Source organism: Nitrospirota bacterium, assembly GCA_016214855.1.
GTDB lineage: Bacteria > Nitrospirota > Thermodesulfovibrionia > Thermodesulfovibrionales > UBA6898 > UBA6898.
Window position 1 is genome coordinate 109,102 of record JACRMT010000013.1, and the last position, 19,656, is coordinate 128,757.

General features: G+C 52.1%; 18 protein-coding genes. 14 read left to right on the top strand and 4 right to left on the bottom strand.

Going from position 1 to position 19,656, the window contains the following annotated elements:
- Position 1 precedes the first annotated feature (1 nt).
- The 8 genes from HZB62_12215 to HZB62_12250 are packed head-to-tail and all read left to right on the top strand — an operon-like array spanning position 2 to position 10,500.
- Complete coding sequence (locus tag HZB62_12215) at positions 2-2,755, top strand: response regulator (GenBank protein ID MBI5075915.1); 2,754 nt, start codon at positions 2-4, stop codon at positions 2,753-2,755.
- Positions 2,756-2,760: 5 nt separating this feature from the next.
- Positions 2,761-3,171, top strand: a complete 411-nt coding sequence (locus HZB62_12220; protein ID MBI5075916.1) for a response regulator — start codon at positions 2,761-2,763, stop codon at positions 3,169-3,171.
- 3 nt (positions 3,172-3,174) lie between these two features.
- Positions 3,175-3,564 (top strand): response regulator, encoded by a 390-nt coding sequence (locus HZB62_12225; GenBank protein ID MBI5075917.1) that lies wholly within the window; start codon positions 3,175-3,177, stop codon positions 3,562-3,564.
- A 38-nt stretch (positions 3,565-3,602) separates the two neighbouring features.
- Positions 3,603-5,420 carry a PAS domain S-box protein gene (locus HZB62_12230; GenBank protein MBI5075918.1) on the top strand — a complete coding sequence of 606 codons (1,818 nt, stop codon included), beginning with the start codon at positions 3,603-3,605 and terminating at the stop codon, positions 5,418-5,420.
- A gap of 56 nt (positions 5,421-5,476) precedes the next feature.
- Positions 5,477-6,337, top strand: a complete 861-nt coding sequence (locus HZB62_12235) for a substrate-binding domain-containing protein (protein ID MBI5075919.1) — start codon at positions 5,477-5,479, stop codon at positions 6,335-6,337.
- Entirely contained in the window at positions 6,337-8,421 is a 2,085-nt protein-coding gene (locus HZB62_12240; protein MBI5075920.1) for a PAS domain-containing protein, read from the top strand. Before HZB62_12235 ends, HZB62_12240 begins: the two co-directional genes overlap by 1 nt.
- Before the next feature lie 24 nt (positions 8,422-8,445).
- On the top strand, positions 8,446-9,204 hold the full coding sequence (locus HZB62_12245) for a response regulator (GenBank protein MBI5075921.1): 759 nt from the start codon (positions 8,446-8,448) through the stop codon (positions 9,202-9,204).
- Positions 9,205-9,222: 18 nt separating this feature from the next.
- Complete coding sequence (locus HZB62_12250) at positions 9,223-10,500, top strand: response regulator (GenBank protein ID MBI5075922.1); 1,278 nt, start codon at positions 9,223-9,225, stop codon at positions 10,498-10,500.
- Positions 10,501-10,540: 40 nt separating this feature from the next.
- Here HZB62_12250 and HZB62_12255 read toward each other — a convergent pair whose 3' ends face one another.
- From HZB62_12255 to arsS, 3 genes are read right to left on the bottom strand one after another with little or no spacing between them, the layout of a single operon-like run.
- Positions 10,541-11,236 carry a TVP38/TMEM64 family protein gene (locus HZB62_12255; protein ID MBI5075923.1) on the bottom strand — a complete coding sequence of 232 codons (696 nt, stop codon included), beginning with the start codon at positions 11,234-11,236 and terminating at the stop codon, positions 10,541-10,543.
- A 34-nt stretch (positions 11,237-11,270) separates the two neighbouring features.
- Positions 11,271-11,990 (bottom strand): DUF3047 domain-containing protein, encoded by a 720-nt coding sequence (locus tag HZB62_12260; protein MBI5075924.1) that lies wholly within the window; start codon positions 11,988-11,990, stop codon positions 11,271-11,273.
- 54 nt (positions 11,991-12,044) lie between these two features.
- On the bottom strand, positions 12,045-12,980 hold the full coding sequence (gene arsS, locus HZB62_12265; protein MBI5075925.1) for an arsenosugar biosynthesis radical SAM protein ArsS: 936 nt from the start codon (positions 12,978-12,980) through the stop codon (positions 12,045-12,047).
- Positions 12,981-13,267: 287 nt separating this feature from the next.
- On the opposite strand from arsS, the gene gnd reads away from it, so the two are divergent.
- The 6 genes from gnd to HZB62_12295 are packed head-to-tail and all read left to right on the top strand — an operon-like array spanning position 13,268 to position 18,537.
- Positions 13,268-14,197, top strand: coding sequence for a decarboxylating 6-phosphogluconate dehydrogenase (gene gnd, locus HZB62_12270; GenBank protein ID MBI5075926.1), 930 nt, complete (start codon positions 13,268-13,270; stop codon positions 14,195-14,197).
- Between the two features lie 15 nt (positions 14,198-14,212).
- Positions 14,213-15,736, top strand: coding sequence for a glucose-6-phosphate dehydrogenase (zwf, locus tag HZB62_12275; GenBank protein ID MBI5075927.1), 1,524 nt, complete (start codon positions 14,213-14,215; stop codon positions 15,734-15,736).
- A complete protein-coding gene (gene pgl / locus HZB62_12280; GenBank protein MBI5075928.1) occupies positions 15,721-16,467 on the top strand; it encodes a 6-phosphogluconolactonase in 747 nt (248 codons plus the stop codon). The genes zwf and pgl overlap by 16 nt, the downstream gene beginning before the upstream one ends.
- Positions 16,464-17,258, top strand: coding sequence for a sterol desaturase family protein (locus tag HZB62_12285; protein ID MBI5075929.1), 795 nt, complete (start codon positions 16,464-16,466; stop codon positions 17,256-17,258). Before pgl ends, HZB62_12285 begins: the two co-directional genes overlap by 4 nt.
- On the top strand, positions 17,255-17,929 hold the full coding sequence (locus tag HZB62_12290) for a TIGR04283 family arsenosugar biosynthesis glycosyltransferase (GenBank protein MBI5075930.1): 675 nt from the start codon (positions 17,255-17,257) through the stop codon (positions 17,927-17,929). Before HZB62_12285 ends, HZB62_12290 begins: the two co-directional genes overlap by 4 nt.
- Positions 17,926-18,537: a TIGR04282 family arsenosugar biosynthesis glycosyltransferase gene (locus HZB62_12295; GenBank protein MBI5075931.1), complete on the top strand. Its 612-nt coding sequence runs from the start codon at positions 17,926-17,928 to the stop codon at positions 18,535-18,537. The genes HZB62_12290 and HZB62_12295 overlap by 4 nt, the downstream gene beginning before the upstream one ends.
- Here the strand turns inward: HZB62_12295 and HZB62_12300 are convergent.
- Positions 18,517-19,638: an FAD-dependent oxidoreductase gene (locus HZB62_12300; GenBank protein MBI5075932.1), complete on the bottom strand. Its 1,122-nt coding sequence runs from the start codon at positions 19,636-19,638 to the stop codon at positions 18,517-18,519. The genes HZB62_12295 and HZB62_12300 overlap by 21 nt on opposite strands.
- Positions 19,639-19,656 lie beyond the last annotated feature (18 nt).

A 19,656-nucleotide genomic window follows, 5' to 3' on the forward strand; every position in this document is an offset into this window, starting at 1 on the left:
GTTGAAGGACTGGCTTCTGCAGAAAAGATGGCGGATCATCCTTGCAGGGATCATGATCGTGGCAATTCCGCTCCTCGGTCTTTCGGCCCTGATCAGGATCCAGACGACAGTTGCGCTTGAAGAGAGACTTGATAAAGAGACCCAGTGGCTCTCAACTACGGCGGGGCGTCATCTTGAAACGTCATTAAAAGGCAAAATCGCCATCGGCAGGCTCTTTATCACACGGCCGCTTCTTCTGGATGCCATTAAGAGCAACGACAGGGCAGAGATGACAAAACACCTCAAGATACTTATAAACACAGCCCCGGAACTGGACCGCGTATTCATTACAACGGAAAAGGGGCTGCAGACAGCCAACTTTCCGGAAACACCTGCGACCCTCGGCGTAGATTTTTCAGATCGCGACTGGTACAAGGGGGTTTCAAGGGACTGGTCTCCCTACATCTCCGAGTTTTACGTCAGGGCTGCCGAGCCGAAAAGATATCTCTTTGCCATAGCCGTGCCTGTCCGCATCGACGGAATAGTCAGGGCAATACTCGTCATGCAGCCGAAACCTGATTACATCAAAAATATCCTCACGAGCGTTGAGATCGGCAGGGGCAGGATATATGCGGTCGACAGACAGGGCCAACTCATTTATCACCCTGACTACATCCTGGACAGGATCATAGACTTTTCGACGCTCCCCGCGGTCCGCAGAGTAATGGAGGGCCAGAGCGGCGTTTTAGATCCTGTTGCGCAGGCAGGCGGAGAAAGATTCATTTCCGCATACAGCCCGGTGAAGGAATGGGGTTGGGGCATTATCGTCGAAAAGCCCGAGGAAGTGATCCTCGAACCTATACGAAGGATAACATTCTGGATTGCTGCTTTCACCGCTCTTATGCTCATGTTAGGCGGCTATTTTGCCTATCGCGGTGCAATGCTTCTGATCGAAACCCAGGGCCTCACGGCAAAACTCCGGGAGGATGAACTGGTCGAAAAGACATATAACGAGATCCTGACCCTCCTGAACAATCCATGGCCAAGCCTCATAGAGATGTGCAATGCATCGCTGACTCGATTAATCGAACAGTCCTGTGCAGAGACAGGTCTTCTCTATTCCTTCGATGATTCAGGCATCTTTCCCTGCTCTGCCGTTGGAGTCCAACTGCCTGATGCGGCAGATAGTCTCGCTCTTGAGTGTCTGCGGCAGAAGAGATCGCTAAGAATACGGGAAATACCGCCGGATACGCATATGATGATGGACACCGGCATCGGAAATCTCAGACCCAGGGATATCATAGCTATCCCGCTCTTTCACAAGGACGCTGCGGTCGGGGCGCTTGAACTCGCCTGCATTCACGGGTTCCCTGATCGGGACATCCGGATGCTCGAACATATCGCGCCGCAGATAGCAATCGGCATCAATACGATCAGGAGCCAGATAGCGCTGAAAAATCTTTCTGATGAGCTCTCCTGCTCCAATGAAGAATTTCAGGCCATGAACGAAGAGCTTCAGGCCATGAACAAAGAGCTCCAGAACCAGCAGAAAGAGATCGCAGAGACAAATGCACGACTGGTGGACGTCTCAAAGGCCAAATCCGACTTTCTCGCAAACATGTCGCACGAACTGAGAACACCCCTGAACGCAATCCTCGGCTTTTCCGAGGTGCTGCAGGACGGTCTTTTCGGAAATCTGAGCGAAAAACAGAACGAATACGTCGGGGACATTTACAGCAGCGGCAAGCATCTCCTTGAACTGATAAATGACATCCTTGACCTTGCAAAGATCGAATCAGGAAAGATGGAGCTTGAGCCGCTGAAATTTAGCCTGAAGGATACCCTTGCCTCATCTCTCAACATGTTCAGGGAAAAAGCCCTGAAACACGGCATCAAACTGAATTTCGAAATAACACCTGATGCAGACAGAGAGATCGAGGCTGACCAGCGCAAGGTAAAGCAGATCATGTTCAACCTCCTGTCCAACGCAGTCAAGTTCACGCCGGATGGGGGCTCCGTGCGCGTAAGCGCACGAAAATGGGTTAGGGATCTGGGATTAGGCGTAAGTGAAGAAGGACCGATCCCCGACCCCCAACAATCAGCCCCTGACAGGGATTTCATCGAAATCTCTGTCACAGACACCGGCATCGGCATAAAGCCTGAGGACATGCCCAAGCTCTTCAAGGAGTTCTCGCAGCTTGAATCTCCGTATGACAAGAAATATGAGGGAGCAGGTCTCGGCCTTGCACTTACCAGGAGGCTTGTGGAACTTCACAGAGGGACGATAAGAGTCGAGAGCGAATTCGGAAAAGGCAGCACCTTCTCCTTCAGCCTTCCGGTCAGCGCACGTGCTGTTTCAGCGGAAAGCTGCGACCATACACCAGAAAAACGGAGGGTCAGTCAGGGAGAAAAGCGTGCCCTTGTCATCGATGATGATGACCGTGCAGTCAGTCTGATAGAAGAACCTCTCGCTGCAGGCGGCTATAGCGTGATCAGGGCTTCTGACGGCAGAGCAGGACTTGAGGCTGCGCAAAAGGAAAGGCCTGCGTTCATTGTGCTTGATCTCATTATGCCGGTGATGGACGGCTTTGAGGTGGCTGAAGCACTTGCTTCGGATGATCGGACATCTGGAATTCCGGTCATTGTGCTGACCGCAAGGGAACTGACTGCTGCTGAGCGGAAGAGGCTTGAGGGAAAGGTGGATGCCATAGTGATAAAAGGCGAACTGAACAGAGAAGGCTTTATGAGCCTTGTCAGAAAAACGATCACAGGATAGAGGCAATGCCGCAGAAGATACTTATCGTTGATGACAATGACGCAAACCGCATCCTGTTCAGGGATGTTCTGAGATATAACGGGTTCGAGACCACTGAGGCGGAAAACGGGGAAGTGGGAATACAGCAGGCCCTGCAGCAGAAGCCTGATCTCATTCTTCTTGATATTCAGATGCCGGTGATGGACGGGTATGAGACCCTGAAGGTGCTGAGGGAGATGGCTGAGACAAGATCCGTAACGATAGTCGCACTGACGTCCTTTGCCATGTCCGGGGACAAAAAAGGCATCGTGGCGGCCGGATTCGACGGATACATAACAAAACCGATAAGCACCAGGGAACTGCCTGTAGTTATAAGGAAATACCTGTCAGAAGAAGACCGTGCAGGAGGAAATGACAATGCGATTGAGGAGGATTGAGCCATGCCTGCCAGGGTCCTTGTAGTTGAGGATAATGAAAAAAATCGGAGACTTCTGAGGGACGTCCTTCAGTTCCATGGATTTGAAGTGATCGAGGCCGTAAACGGAGAAGAGGGGATCACTATGGCACGCACGGAAAAGCCCGACATCATCCTCATGGATATGCAGATGCCGGTCATGGACGGTTTCACCGCGATCAGGACGCTGAAGAACGATCCTGATCTCAGGCAGATCAAGATCGTCTCAGTCACCTCGTTTGCCATGGCCGGAGACAGGGAGAAGATCCTGGCCGCAGGCGCTGACGGGTATGTTGCAAAGCCGATAGATACGAGAGAACTGCCGGCAATGCTGAAAGAGCTCTCTGCGGGCTTGCAGAAACCAATGGAAGGTTAATGCAATGCCCCTTATTCAGCCTTAAACAGAGGAAAGCGATGAGACGCCAGACTAAGGCTTTTTTTTCTGCTTTATCCGAAGAGCTTACTGTCCCTAAGGCAGTCTCCTTTTTTTTCATGGTACTGCTGGTCGCCAATCTGAGCGCTCTTGTTGACACGGTACTGCATCCGGATATCCCCTATTTTGATGAGGAACATCTGATCATCGGCGGAGCATATGCCCTGTTCCTCTCGGTCATGTTCCTGGTTTTAGTCGTCTATGTTACAAAGCTCAAAATGGCAGCAAAAACTCTCAGGGAGAGTGAGGAGAAATTCAAGGTTCTTGCTGAGAAATCGCCGAACATGATCTTTATCAACAAAAGAGGGCAGGTCGTATACACCAATGAGAAATGTTCGGAGCTCATGGGATATACAAAAGACGAATTTCTCTCTCCTGGTTTCGACTTTCTTACACTTATTGCTCCCGAATCCCTGGAATTGATAAAAAATGCATTCAGTCAACAGATGAAAGGCGAGGATGTACAGCCTTTCGAGTATGGTCTGCTGACAAGAGAAGGCAAGAGAATTAACGCGATTGTTACTTCAAAAGTGTTCGAATATGAGGGCGAGACATCTGTTATCGGGATCGTGACCGACATTACCGAGCGAATAAAATTCGAAAATGCGCTAAAAGAAAGTGAAGAAAAGTTCCGTAACATCTTTGACCAGGCCAGAGACATTATTTTCACTGTTGGCCAGGATACGCTCTACACCTCCCTGAACGCAGCGTTCGAAAAGATCACGGGTTGGTCAAGAGATGAGTGGCTCGGCAAGTCCTTTGCGCCTATCCTTCACCCCGAAGACCTGTCAAAGGCGGTCAGCATTATGCAAAGACTGCTGCAGGGAGAGACAGTTGAAATGTTCGAGCTGCGTGTCCGCAAAAAATCGGGCGACTTTTTCATCGGCGAATTTACCGTTGCCCCGGTCAAACAGGGCGAGACCGTAATAGCACTCGGCCATGTCCGTGACATTTCTGAACGCAAATTGGATGAAGAAAAGATCCGCATACTGACCGGGAACCTCGAGTTGAAGGTCCAGGAAAGGACAAGGCAGTTGATCGAGGCCCAGGATGAACTGGTACGCAGGGAGAAGCTGGCCATCCTCGGGCAACTCTCAGGGAGCGTCGGACATGAACTGCGTAATCCGCTCGGCGTGATAAGCAATGCCGTCTATTTTCTGCAGACCGTGATGCCGGATGCCGAGGAGAGGGTCAAGGAATACCTCGGCATTATCAAGAGCGAGGTCAGCGCCGCAGAGCGGATAATCACTGACCTCCTCGATTTCACGAGGACAAAGACGCCCCAGTTCGAGTCTGTCCAGGTCAGCGAATTGATAAACCGGGGTCTGGCAAAATGCATATTCCCGGAAAATATTGCCCTTCAGCTTGACCTGTCGGAGACGCTCCCCATGGTAAAGGTCGATCCGCTGCATATGGAGCAGATTATGCAAAACCTGGTCACCAATGCAATTCAGGCAATGTCTGATGGGGGCGAGCTGAGGATAAGCGCAAAGAAGTGGATTGGAGGTTTGGGATCAGGAGTTAGAGAAAAAGAGCCGATCCCCAGTCCCCAATCTTCACTCCCTGACGGAAATTTCATCGAAATTTCCGTAGCCGACACCGGCGGGGGAATAGCTCCCGAAATCATGTCAAGACTCTTCCAGCCTCTGTTTTCCACAAAGGCGCGCGGGATCGGGCTCGGACTGATCGTCTCGAAAAATCTTGCAGAGGCAAACGGCGGAAGGATCGAAGTAGAAAGCCGCTTGGGCAAGGGAACAACATTTACCCTGATACTGCCGGCTGCCGGAAACAGGCAATAGAGGGAAACAGGGTGGGCGACAAAACAAAGGTCATTGGCGTGGTTTAAGGAGAAATTATGAAATGCCGGACCGTTGCAGACAAGCTCTTGTTGATCGTTCTTTCGATTTTGGCTGTTGCAGTATTCCCTGTGCTACCCGGAAGAGGGCGTCTCTCTGCCGCGCATCCCGAGACGATCAAGATAGGAGGAACCGGTGGGGCGATCGGCAGCATGAAGGAACTCGCCCTGGCCTACCAGAAGAGACATCCGGGCACTGTCATCAGGATTATCCCTCATATGGGAACCAGAGGCGGGATAAAGGCGGTGCTTGATGGGGCACTCGATATAGGACTTGCCGGCAGAAAACTCTCGTCGCAGGAACTGCAACAGGATCTTCTGGAATACGAATATGCGTGGAGTCCATTTGTATTCGTGACTGCAGGGTCGGGGAAGAGAATAGACCTCACAACTGATACGGTCGCAAAGATCTACCGGGGCGAGATCGGGAAGTGGCCTGACGGGACCCCCGTCAGACTTTTATTGCGGCCGCAGGGCGATATTGATACGATCATGCTGAAGGCCATGTCACAGGAGGTCAGGGATGCGGTGATCGTGGCAGAGTCCCGTAAGGGGCTAATGATTGCTATGGACGACATGCAGAACTGCGACATGCTCGAAAAGATCAAAGGCGCTTTCGGCACATCTACGCTGACCCAGATTATTGCTGAAAAAAGGTCGATCACCGCACTTCCCTTCAACGGGGTCACACCCGATATCGCGGCCATGGTCGCAGGCAGGTATCCCTACTACAAGCCGTTTCACCTGTTCATTGGTCCCAAATCCTCGCCGCTTTCACAGGCATTCATCGAATTTGTGAAGTCGCCCGAGGGGAAGCGGATTCTGACCCAAACCGGAAACCATGTTCCTGGGGCAAAATAATGGCCGCGATCCAAAAGCTGACAAAACTCTCGACCCTTCTTGCCTTCCTGCTGGCCGTGCTGATTTCGATCGGACTTCCAACTGGCTATTACCTTCTCGGGTATCAGAACCAGAGAGCGGTCATTCAGACAGAGGCGTATATGAACTCGATCTTCCTGTCCGAGGCGATCAGCGAGAGCCCTGAATATTGGCGATATGAGGAACACAGGATCTCTGAAGTCCTCTCATATCACACCACGAGGCTCTTTGACCAAATGCGCAGCGTTGTTGACACCGACAACGCGGTCATCGCACGGAGTGGAGAGACTATTGCTCCGCCTCTTCTCACGGTTTCGCACGACCTGTACGACTCCGGGCGAGTAGTCGGCCGGATAGAGATAACCACTTCACTTCGTCCACTTCTGACAAAGACACTTTTTGCGGCTGTTCCCGGTCTTTTCTTCGGCATGCTTGTTTTTGCCACACTGAAGTATTTTCCGCTCCGCGCCCTGTCAACAGCGCTGCGGGCTATCTATGAGGAGAAGGAAAAGGCACAGGCGATCCTGAACAACGTTCCGGATATGGCCTGGCTGAAGGACAGAGAGGGCCGGTATATCTCGGCCAACGGTCCGTTCTGCAGAATCTGCGGTGTGGATCCGAACAAGCTGCCGGGCAAGACTGACCTCGATCTCTGGCCGCGCGCCCTTGCCGACAAATACCGCCTCGACGACAGGGAGGTGATGGAGACCGGAAGATCTAAACAGATAGAGGAACAGATCATCGACACTGGAGGCAGAACGACCTGGATATCAACGATAAAAACACCTATCTTCAGTGAAGGTGGCGAAGTTATCGGCACGACCGGCATAGCACGGGACTTTACTGAGCGCAGGCAGATCGAAAAGGAGTTGAGAGCGAGCGAAGAGAAGTACAGAAGCGTTGTCGATAACGTCGGGATCGGGATAGCGCTCATCAGTCCGAATATGGAGATCCTCTCCTTGAACAAGCAGATGCAGGACTGGTTCCCAGCTCTCGATGCATCCCACAGACCGATCTGCTTCCAATCATTCAACAGCCCCCCGAGGTCGGGGATATGCTCGTACTGTCCGACAGCCATTACCCTGAAGGATGGACTGGTACACGAGTCCATTACCGAAACACCAACGCAAGGTGGAGTGATAAATTTCAGGGTGGTCTCCTCACCCCTCAAAGACAGTGAGGGGAATGTGACCGCCGCGATCGAGCTGGTGGAAGATATCACGGCGCGTAAACGTGCTGAAGCAGAGATCAAGAGGCTGAATGATGAACTTGAACTCAAGGTTCAGGAAAAAACACGGCAGCTTCTGGATGCCCAGGAAGAACTGGTGCGAAATGAGAAGCTTTCTATTCTCGGCCAACTCGCCGGAAGCGTGGGCCACGAACTGCGCAACCCTCTTGGCGTTATGAATAATGCCATATATTTTCTGAAGACCGTATTGCCGCAGGCTGATGAAACGGTGCGTGAATATCTGAACATGATAAAAAACGAAATAGACAACGCCGAGCGCATCATCACGGACCTGCTGGATTTTTCACGCACTAAGACACCCCAGATCAGATCCATAACTGTCTATGAACTGCTCAGCACCAGCATGGGAAGATGTACTGTTCCTGAAAATGTGAAGATCGAGACGGACATCCCTGACAGACTGCCGCTGCTCAAGGTTGATCCTTTTCAGATAACGCAGGTATTTCAGAATCTGATAACGAATGCCTGCCAGGCCATGCCAAAAGGGGGCATACTGCGGATCAGTGCGAAGAATGTCGTTAGGGATCTCGGAACAGGGATTAGTGAAAAAGGACAGACCCCGAACGCCCTGACCACGGCCCCTGAGAGAACTTTCATTGAAATTACCGCAGCTGACACAGGAGAGGGAATATCTCCTGAAAACATGAACAGGATCTTTCAGCCGCTCTTTACGACAAAGGCAAAGGGTATAGGTCTTGGTCTCATAGTTTCCAAGAGACTCACAGAGGTCAATGGCGGAACTATAGGGGTAGATAGCAGGCCGGGCAAGGGGACAACATTTACCGTGATGCTGCCTGCTGAAGGCAAAGAAAAATAGTAAGAGGCCAAAAGGGGACAAAAAATGGGGAACAGAACAAAAGTGCTGGTGGTGGATGACGACCAGAGGATGGTCAGGACGATCTGTGATATCCTGAAGGTGAAAGGCCACGAAGCGTTAGCGGCATATTCAGGAGAGGAGGCGGTTGAAAAAGTGAGGTCCGATAATCCTGACTGTGTGCTGATGGACATGAAGATGCCCGGCCTGAACGGGACCGAGACGCTCAGCGCGATCAAGGCCCTTTCCCCCGGCCTGCCGGTTGTCTTGATGAGCGCCTATGCCTCAGAGGAGCAGATCGCCTGTGCCAGACAGCAGGGGGCATATGCGGTGCTCGCAAAACCGATAGACATGGGCGCCATCATCTCTTTTCTCTCCCTGCTCAGAAAAGAAGACAGCGTTCTGATCGTCGATGATGATCCGGGCTTCTGCAAAACTCTTGGAGACGTACTTACGTCGCGGGGATATCGTGTTGAGACAGAAGGCGACCCCAACAAGGTTCTGGGGCATATGGAGCAGGACTACAAGCTGGTTGTTCTTCTCGATCTCAAACTCGGAAACAGTGACGGGCTTGATGTCCTCAAATCCATACGGACCAAATATCCCACAAAACCGGTCGTGCTGGTGACCGGATATAAAGAAGATGTCGGGAGCTCTATAGAAAAAGGAATGAAGATAGGTGCATACACCTGTCTGTACAAACCGTTTGCAGCGGATGTGCTGATCGAATCCATTGAAGAAATAAGCATAATGAAACGCTCTGCTGTCCTTGAGCAGATATATTAGCAGAGGAGGACCGGGGTCATGACAACGGACAAGTTCAGTATACTGATCATTGACGATGACACTAATCTGAGAAGAACTCTCGCAGACATCCTCTCGGTAAAAGGATATCAGACCCTTGCGGCCAAGGACGGGTCTGAGGGACTTGCGCTGCTCGGCCTGCATACAGTTCATCTGGCCCTTGTTGACCTTCGTCTGCCTGACATGTCCGGGCTTGAAATACTGAAGATCATCAGGGCTGATCATCCACATACCGAGGTGATCATCCTGACCGGAAATGCAACCCTTGATTCAGCTATCGAGGCAACGAATAAGGGGGCCTTTTCCTATCTGCAGAAGCCGTATGACATTGACCAGTTGATGCTGCATATAAAACGCTCGATCGAAAAACAGCAGGCCGAAGAAAAGATCAGACAGTATCAGGGTCATCTGGAAGAGCTTGTGCGTGAAAGGACCTGTGAACTCGAGACTGCCATGGAGGCTGCCGAGGCAGGGAACCGCGCAAAGACAGAATTCATAGCAAATATGAGCCACGAGATAAGGACGCCGCTCAATGCCATCATAGGTTTTTCCGAGGTCCTCAGGGACGGTATCCTGGGATTGCTCAATAAAGAACAGACCGAATATATGAACGACATTGTCAGGAACGGCAGACACCTCCTCGAACTTATCCTGAACGTCCTCGCGGTTGCCGAAGCAGAATCAGACAGAATGAAGCTCAGATCGGACAAAATAAGACTGAAGGATATCTTCGTCTCAGCCCTGTCTCTGGTAAGAGATGAGGCCATGCGAAAGGATATTCTGACGGATTACAAAATATCGGCCGAGGCAGATATAGACATAGAGGCAGACGGTTCCCGGCTTCAGCAGGTCATGGTCAGTCTGCTCGATAACGCCGTAAAATTCACGCCAGCGGGCGGCTCGGTGAAGGTAACTGCACGGAGAATGCCTGGGGATTGGAGATCGGAGACCGGCAGAGATGATACGGATATTAAGACCAGAATCGCAAACCCTGACACTGATCTCATCGAGATCAGTGTCGCTGACACCGGCATCGGTATTAAACCGGAGGATATACTAAAGCTTTTCAGGCCGTTCCAGCAGCTCGAAGCGCCCTACACCAAGAGATACAGGGGAACCGGTCTCGGACTGCTCCTGGCAAAGAAATTAATCGAACTGCATGGCGGCAAGATACGGGTCGAGAGCGAGTTCGGCAAAGGCAGCACCTTCACCTTTGTGATACCGGTGAAACAGACATGCGATAACAGAGCAAGAACCGTCATTGAGGACAAAAAATAAGGAGTCTGTCTCAACCAGACATCAGGTCATTTCCCGTGCATCAAGCCCTGTATCTCTTCGCCCTGTAATAGCCAAGAATCTTTTTCATCGCCAATGGGAACACCCCAAGCAGCACAAATGAGATGATCAGCCCGGGCGAGAGAATGCCTTTGAGCGAATCGATCCTGCCGAGTTCCTTTCCGGCATTCACGTAGACCAGTGTGCCCGGCAGCATACCCAGCTGCGATACCCAGTAGAAGGTCTTGAGAGGCATCTTCGTCAGCCCCATCAGAAGGTTGATCATAAAGAACGGGAAGACCGGTATCAGGCGGAGGGTAAAAAGATAAAAAGAGCCGTCCTCTGCTATCCCCCTGTCTACAACAGAGAGCCTGTCGCCGAACTTCTTCTGGACCCAGTCCCTGAGGATATAACGCGATACAAAGCAGGCGAGCGTTGCGCCGATGCTGCTTGCAAAGGATATGATGACCGTACCTGTCCAGAGGCCGAAGAGCGCTCCGCCTGCAAGGGTCATAACGGTTGCGCCGGGAAGAGAAAGGGCAGTAACGACAATATACACCGCCATATAGACCGCAATGACCACAGGACCGTGATCTGCATAGAGTGCAATTAAGCGCTGTTGGGATGCCTTGACTGAGGCCAGGCTCAGGAGATCACCGAGAACATAGATCCTGAGTACCATTGCGACGGCAATGATCATTGCAGCGAGAGTTACTTTTCTTATCGCTTCGCGGCTCATATCACATGCCCTATACCATGACATGCTCTCCCTGTCATCTGAACACCTCAATATAGTCGACGAACGATTCAGAGCTTTCACCCGTGTTGTCCGAGTCGTTCATGATCGCGATACTTGCAAGAGCTGGCGGCTTTGTGCCGAACGCCTTTTGATAGTCGTCAAGGATATCGATCTCCTCTTCGAGCCACCGGCCGGCCTTTTCCGGCCCTGCCTCAAGAAGAATCATCTTCGCCTCATCAGCATACGCGTTGGTGATAATGCGTTCCGCATGCTTCCTGTTCGCCCAGATATAGTTCAGGCTGCTGTGAGGCGGATATTCGCCATAGATCCGTTTGGCAAGGCCGTATTTTATCATCTGGCCAAAAGCAGCTGCATCCGGATCATACTTGAAGATGATATAGATACGAATGGGATAGTCGTCTCCGGACTTCGACCGTTCATCCCCTTTTGCATAAATATTGCTGACCTTCCAGCGCCACCGTACCTTTGGGTAATCATATACGCTGAACTCCTTCTTGTAGATGATCCCTGATGCCGAGGCATTGCTCTCAGCCTTGAGAAGGCTGTCAGGGCCATCCTTGACAATGGTATATCTGGAGTGCTGCTTTATCTTAGGGAAAAAAAGCGGCCTCCAGTTTTCGAGATCGTTGAAATCTTCCCGCAGAAAAACCGATCGTGTTTCGGCTGATGCGGCAGCAATGCAAAGAACAGACAGAAGAAAAAGAACAACGGCACATGAGAGCAGTCTTTTCATATCGTTATCCTGATGATTCCGCAGGCCAACTGCCTGCTACCGGATCGAGCCGGTTCACGTGAACCCCTGACCCGCAGTGCAGGCGAAACAGTGATCGCCGACCGCAATGGTTCGCCCGGACAGCGCATCAAGGTCAAAAGTGCGTATATGCTGCGGGCAGCCTTCATCAGGCGGAATATCAAGGACCTGGTTAAAATCGCAGTCATAGATTCTGCCGTCCCACCCCACGCTGACCATGGACCGGCACATGAGGCCAGGCAGCGCATCAGCATTAAAGGAGCATTTAAGGAGTTCATGATACTGCTCCTCTTTTCCTGCCTGTTCAAGGACCTTCGAGAACCTGCCGATAGCCATATTTGCAAAGGTAAAGAGACGGTCAAAGGAGATGCCGTGGACCTCCAGGAGAACCTTTTTATAATCTCTTTCGAGCAGTGCCTGCGAAGAGGGAAGAAAAGCCCCTCCCGGGTTGTACACCAGATTGAGCAGTCGGTGTGCATTGCCTGTTCCATACCCGATCGCATTCAGCCGCTTCAGGGCATGGATGCTCTTTGCAAACGCACCCTTCCCCCTCATGCTGTCCACATTACCTTCCGTGTAGCAGGGCAGGGAGCCTGTTATCTCAAGATCATGACTGCTGAACAGTTCATAGAGATATTCGTATCGGGGATCAGCGAGCACGGTAAAATTGCTGCGGACAATAACATGGCTGCCTAATCTCCTGCCCTCCTCGACCAAAAAAACAAAGTTCGGGTTCAGCTCCGGCGCACCACCCGTAATGTCGAGTGCACTGATCTTATTGTCCCTCAATACAGAGAGCACCATTTCAGCGGTTTCTCTCTTCATCGACTCTGTACGCAGAGATCCGGCCTCGACATGGCAGTGGAAGCAGGACATGTTGCAGACATAACCGAGATTGACCTGAAGCGTTGATACGGAAACCGCCTTGAGCGGTCCAGACTGGAGGGCACTGACCTTGTCCTGAAATCTCATGCCTTCATTTTACCAGCTTCCGGGTCATGTTGGATATGATTATCACGTTGTATTCGTAAGCATTCAGGTATGAGGGGACAGATTCAATATCCCCTCCTTACCAAGGAGGGGCATGGGGAGGTTTTGGTTCATTTTCCAATACCCCACCCGACCTCCCCTTGGAAAGGGGAGGAGATTTACCCCTTACAACTGAGTGGTTACTTTTATTCAGGCACGACACAAAAATAGTTAAGGCAGGCTCCTGCATTTCTGATACAATTTTATCAGCATCAGCAAACGGAGGAACTATGCAGATCGGCATGATCGGTTTGGGACGTATGGGAATGAATATGGCGGTCCGCCTGCTTCGCGGCAGGCACGCAGTAACAGCCTTCAACAGAACGCCGGATAGGACCAGGGAAATCGCAAAAAAAGGAGCAAAGGCGGCCTTCACTCCTGAGGAACTCGTCTCCCTGCTTCGACCTCCCCGTTTTCTCTGGATCATGCTGCCTGCAGGAAGACCGACGGATGACATGATCGCCAGCCTCCTGCCGCTCCTGAAAAAAGGCGATACGATCATTGACGGCGGCAACGGTTTTTATAAAGATGATGTCCGGCGGGCGGAGAAGTTGAAAAAGGCCGGCATAGCGTATGTTGATGCAGGCGTGAGCGGCGGCATCTGGGGCCTGAAGGCAGGGTACTGTCTTATGACAGGCGGCGAAAAAGCGGTCTGCAAAAAACTTGAACCGATATTCAGGACCCTGGCGCCAAAAGACGGGTACCTCTATTGCGGCCCTGCCGGCGCTGGCCATTTTGTAAAGATGGTGCATAATGGCATCGAATACGGCATGATGTCTGCGTATGGAGAGGGCTTCGGTATCCTCGATGCATCACCTTATGGAAAACATCTGGACTTCGGCGCAGTAGCGCACCTCTGGAACCAGGGCAGCGTTGTCCGTTCATGGCTTCTTGAACTGGCAGAAGAGGCCTTCAAGAAAGATAAGAGGCTCGCAAAGCTCGAAGCATATGTGGAAGACTCGGGAGAAGGAAGATGGACCGTGCAGCAGGCAATAGAGACAGCGGTCCCTGCGCCGGTCATTACTGCCGCCCTCTTCCAGAGGTTCCGTTCACGGGATGCCAATGCCTTCTCTGACAGAATGTTGGCTGCACTGCGCAACGAGTTCGGCGGCCATGTGGTCAGGAAAAAGAAGGGCAACGGCAGGAAAGGCCAAGGTTAAGAGGAAACGGAAGATATGAATAACGGGCCTGCATACGCCACCTATGACAGCTGCAGCATAGAGATCCCGAGGCCTTTCCTGCTGGTGATATTCGGCGCATCAGGAGACCTCAGCCGGAAAAAGCTCTTCCCTGCGCTCTACCGTCTGGACAGAGACGGTCTTCTTCCCCGCAACTCCTGCATCCTCGGAACTGCAAGGACAGCAATGGACCAGAACTCGTTCCGTGAACAGATCCGCCAGGCAGTAGAACAGGCAATGGGCAAAGACTTTGACAGAAAGGCATGGGACGTCTTCAGCGCAAGGCTCTATTACCATGCAGGAGCTTATGACGATCCTGCCTCTTACTCTATCATGAGGGCGGTCATAACAGGACTCGAGCAGGCCCACGACACCCTGGCCAACCGGATCTTCTATCTTGCGGTGCCGCCGACCGTCTATGAACTGATCATTACGAACCTCGGCATATCCGGCCTTTCGAAAGAAGATGGCGGATTCACCCATGTAGCCGTAGAAAAGCCGATCGGTTCCGACCTCGACTCTGCAAGAAAGCTCAATGCCGTGCTCAGGACCTCGTTTCTTGAACGTCAGATCTACCGTATGGACCATTACCTTGCAAAAGAGACGGTGCAGAACATCCTCATGTTCCGGTTTGCCAATGCGATCTTCGAGCCGCTCTGGAACAGACGCTATATCGACCACGTTCAGATCACGGTTGCAGAGAGCATCGGCATCGAAAACAGGGCCGGCTATTATGAAAAGGCCGGCATACTCAGGGACATGTTCCAGAACCATATCTTCCAGCTCCTTGCGCTCACTGCCATGGAGCCTCCCGCGCTGTTTGAGGCTGAAAGGGTGAGGGATGAAAGGGTCAAGGTATTCCGTTCCATCAGACCCCTGAGTGTTTCCGGCCTTCGGGACAGTCTTGTGCTCGGCCAATACGGCTCAGGGTCGATCAACGGAACCGCAGTCAATGCATACAGACAGGAAAAGGGCGTATCGCCTGACTCGCAGACGCCGACCTATGCTGCTCTAAAGGTCTATATTGATAACTGGCGATGGAACGGTGTGCCTTTTTACCTCCGCTCAGGCAAGAGGCTTTCCGGGAAAAAAGCAGAGATCTCGATCCATTACAGGGCAGTGCCGCATCTTATGTTCGCCCAGGCACTGAAGGAGAAGATCGAACCGAATACGCTCGTGATCCGCATTCAGCCGGACGAGGGCATCGACATCACCTTCCAGGCAAAAAATCCCGGCACAAAGATATGTCTCAGCCCGGTGAACATGGATTTCTCATACCCGCGCTTTGTGGCGCTGAGCGATTATGAACGCATCCTGCTCGACTGCATGCAGGGGGATCAGATGCTTTTCGTCAGGGACGACAGCGTTGAAGAGACCTGGGCGCTTCTCAATCCGGTTTTTGAAGAGTTCGAGTCCGGAAGGTCAGCCCTGCTGCTTCAGCCGTACACTTCAGGAACTGAAGGTCCTGCTGAAGCAACAGAGCTTCTGCGAAAGGATGGAAGGGCATGGAGACCGCTCTGAGCGAGATTCTCAGAATCGTCGAAAACCCGGCGGAGCTTGCCGCTGAAGGCGCAAAGCTCTTCAGGGATGCCTCTGAACAGGCTATCGCGGAACAGGGCAGATTTTCCGTTGCACTCTCAGGAGGCTCGACACCCCGTCAGCTCTTCCGGCATCTTGGCACCTCATATCGGAAGAAGATCGCCTGGGACAGGGTACATCTCTTCTGGTCAGACGAGCGGTGTCTGCCGCGCGACCACGAGCAGAGCAACTTCAGACTGGCCTATGATGAACTGATATCGCGCATATGGATACCCGGTGCGAATGTTCACAGGATAAAAGGTGAACTGAGGCCTCTGGAAGCGTCCCAATACTACGAAGTTGATATGAAAAAACATTTTGTCGAAGATCTGCCGGCCTTTGACCTCATTCTGCTCGGTCTCGGCGCAGACGGCCATACTGCCTCTCTCTTCCCCGGTTCAGAGATCCTCAGGGAAAAGCAGCGGCTTGCCCTGCCGGTCTTCTCCGACACCGCTCTTCACTGGCGCGTCACGCTGACCCTTCCGGTGCTGAACTCTGCGAAGCGGGTGATCTTCCTTGTCAGCGGCAGATCAAAGGCAGGGATCGTCGGTTCTCTGCTCAGCCGCAAGGAAAACAGGGAATATCCGGCTGCGATGGTCAGACCATCTGACGGAAATATCACGTGGCTTCTGGACAGAGACGCAGCTGCAGATCTGCCGAAAGCCTCATTATGACGAACTTCAGCATCGCGATGCTTCGGGGTCTGGTCTCCTGGGGCGGTTTTTTTATCTTTCTCCTCTTCGAGTATGTGCGGCCCTACCGGCCATCCTCTGTGCCGAAAAGAGAACGGCTCTTGACCAACATCTCTCTCACGATATTCAACAGTGCAGTCCTCAGTCTCCTGTTTGCCACGGCAACGATCAACAGCGCCCTGCATGTTTCCGCAGGCCATCTCGGCATACTGAACAGCTTCAGTCTGTCTTTCTGGCAGAAGGTTTTTCTGTCGGTCATATGCATGGACCTCGTCTTTTATATATGGCATCTCCTGAATCATCGCGTCCCCCTTCTCTGGCGCTTTCACCGCGTACATCACAGTGACCTCAATATGGATGTGTCAACAGCAAGCCGTTTCCATATCGGTGAGCTTGCGCTCTCCTCCGGGATCAAAATAGGCCTGATCTATCTGATCGGTGCAAATGTGGTGAGCGTCATCCTCTTCGAAAGCCTCCTGGGACTGACTGCACAGTTCCAGCACAGCAGCGTCAAGGTGCCGTTATGGTTTGAAAGGATCTTCCATCTTCTTTTTGTTCCGCCATCCATGCACCGTATCCATCACTCGGTCGTCATAAGGGAACGCGATACAAACTACGGCACGATCCTTTCGATATGGGACAGACTGCTCGGAACCCTGCTGAAGGATATTGACCAGGAAGGGATCGTGATCGGCCTGGGTCCATACCGCAAGCCCGGAGAGCTCGGACTCCGCAGGCTTCTTATCATGCCTTTTACCCGGGCCATACGATGATCTCGATTATCATTCCGACGCTGAATGAAGAACTGCTGATAGCACGCTGTATTGACGCACTGGGGACAGAGGGCTTTCCAGGGGAGATCATTGTCGCAGACGGCGGCAGTGCTGACCGGACACGGGAGATCGCCCTGAGCCGTAATCGTGTCATGGTAATAGATTCTCCGAAAGGCCGCGGAACTCAGATGAATGCCGGCAGTGCAGTTGCTGCAGGTGACATTCTTCTTTTTCTTCACGCAGATACGATTCTCGAACAGGGCTGGGCAGAAGAGCTCTGCTCTGCCCTTGATGATCGATCGGTCGTTGGAGGCGCATTTCGCTTCTGCATAGACGATCCTTCTTCGAAATTCCGACTCGTTGAGGCATGGGTCAATATGCGCTGCAGGGCCTTCGGGCTTCCATACGGCGATCAGGCGATCTTCATCCGGAAAAGTATATTTGAAAAGCTCGGCGGCTACAAAGCGATACTGCTCATGGAGGATGTTGATATTATCAAAAGAATGAAAAAGCTCGGCAGGATCGCAGTCCTTCAGAAAAAAGCCGTGACATCAGGACGCAGATGGATCAGCAGGGGTCTGCTCAGGACTGCAGCGACCAACCAAATGACCATGCTGCTTTATCAGCTTGGCGTATCGCCGGATAAACTCGCTCGGTTCTACTACCGATGAACAGAAATCTGTACGGCATCATGATCAAATACCCGGAGCCTGGCCGTGTAAAAACACGTCTGGCAAAAGATCTCGGCAGCGAAGAGGCTGCAGAGATATATCGCAGGGTGACAGAGCAGATAATGAAAAACACGGCCCCGGCCGGTCAGGACTATCGACGCGCTGTTTTCTACGACCCTCCTGAACGACAGGAAGATTTCCGATCATGGTTTGAGCATGAAGAGCTTGTCCCCCAGCAGGGAAATGACGTCGGTCAGCGGATGGACAATGCGATCAGGCAGTTGCTATCGCTTGGAGCTGAGAAGGCAGTCCTGACCGGAACTGATATTCCCGGCCTGAACTCAACAATAATTACGCAAGCCTTTGCAGCCCTGGATAATGCAGATATCGTCATCGGCCCGGCAGAAGACGGCGGATATTATCTGATCGGCATGAAAGAGCCGCATGGAGAGCTGTTTCGTGACATTCCCTGGAGCACCGTACAGGTCTATGAGCAGACGCTCAGAGCGATCGAAGACGGGAAACTGCGCTGTCAAAGCCTCATCACTCTTTCAGACCTCGATATTGTGAGTGATTACCGGCGTCTGTTACTCAAGGGCCTCGCCTGATACCTGGAACGTCCTCATGAACTTCCGGTCAATGTGGTCCTTGAGCAGAAAGGCAGTTCTGCCATGCCAGACGAACTTTCCCCGCCAGAGAATACCTTTTCCGTTCCCAAGATTGAAGATGAGCATATAATGCTTCTGGGGCATGAATGTCCCGAGAGTTCCGCCTTCAAGGGAGGCCATAAGATTGTTGAAGAGGATCATATTCTGCCGAACAGCATATACCCCCACCTTTGCAAGCTGATGACCTTCGAGGTTTATGCAGTCGCCTCCGCCGAAGATTTCGGGATACGCAACACTCTGAAGATGGCTGTTCACCAGGAGGCCGTTGTCACTGCCGACCGGCAATCCGGAATCCCTGAAGAGCGTTGACGGCCTTACACCCGTTGAGATCAGCACAATATCAAATCCCTGCCCAGTATTGTCGTCAAATACCACCCGCTCCTCTTCTACCGCTGTGACGCGCCTGCCTTCCAGAATCTTGATACCTCTGGACAGAAACGAAGCCATCACCTGTGTTCGCACTCCCTCTGGGAGTGCATGAAGCATTCTGCTGCCGGCAATCAGGGTGATCTCAGCCCTGCCGTCCAGATCGTTTACGAGACGCCACACGTTTCCGGTCATTTCGACGCCTGCAGGCCCGCCGCCGACAACGGAAATGCGCAGGATCTTTTGGCCGATGCCTTCTGCAACAGCCTTCTTCGCAGCCAGGAGGTTAATAATAGGTTTGACCGTAAAGATACGCCCCGGATGCCCGGCCGCTGATGACAACGAAACTTCGCTGCCGATATTGAACGAGACCGCATCATACGTTATGCTCTTGCCTGAGGCCAGTATGAGCGATCGCTCCTGAGGCTTGATGCTGACCACCCGGTCTTCAATAAAGTCCCCGCCGCGGTCTTCGGTCATTTTTTTTATATTGAAACGGATATCCTGTGGTCTATAGATGCCTGACAGCATGCCCGGTCCCATGCCCGAATAATACTGATAGGCATAAGCACTGACGACCGTTACCCTATGGCCCCGGTCAACATAATCCTTTATGCGGGAAAGGGCTGTGAGATGGGCATGTCCCCCGCCGACAAATACGAGATGTTTTTTCATGGCTCTATTTTACAGGAA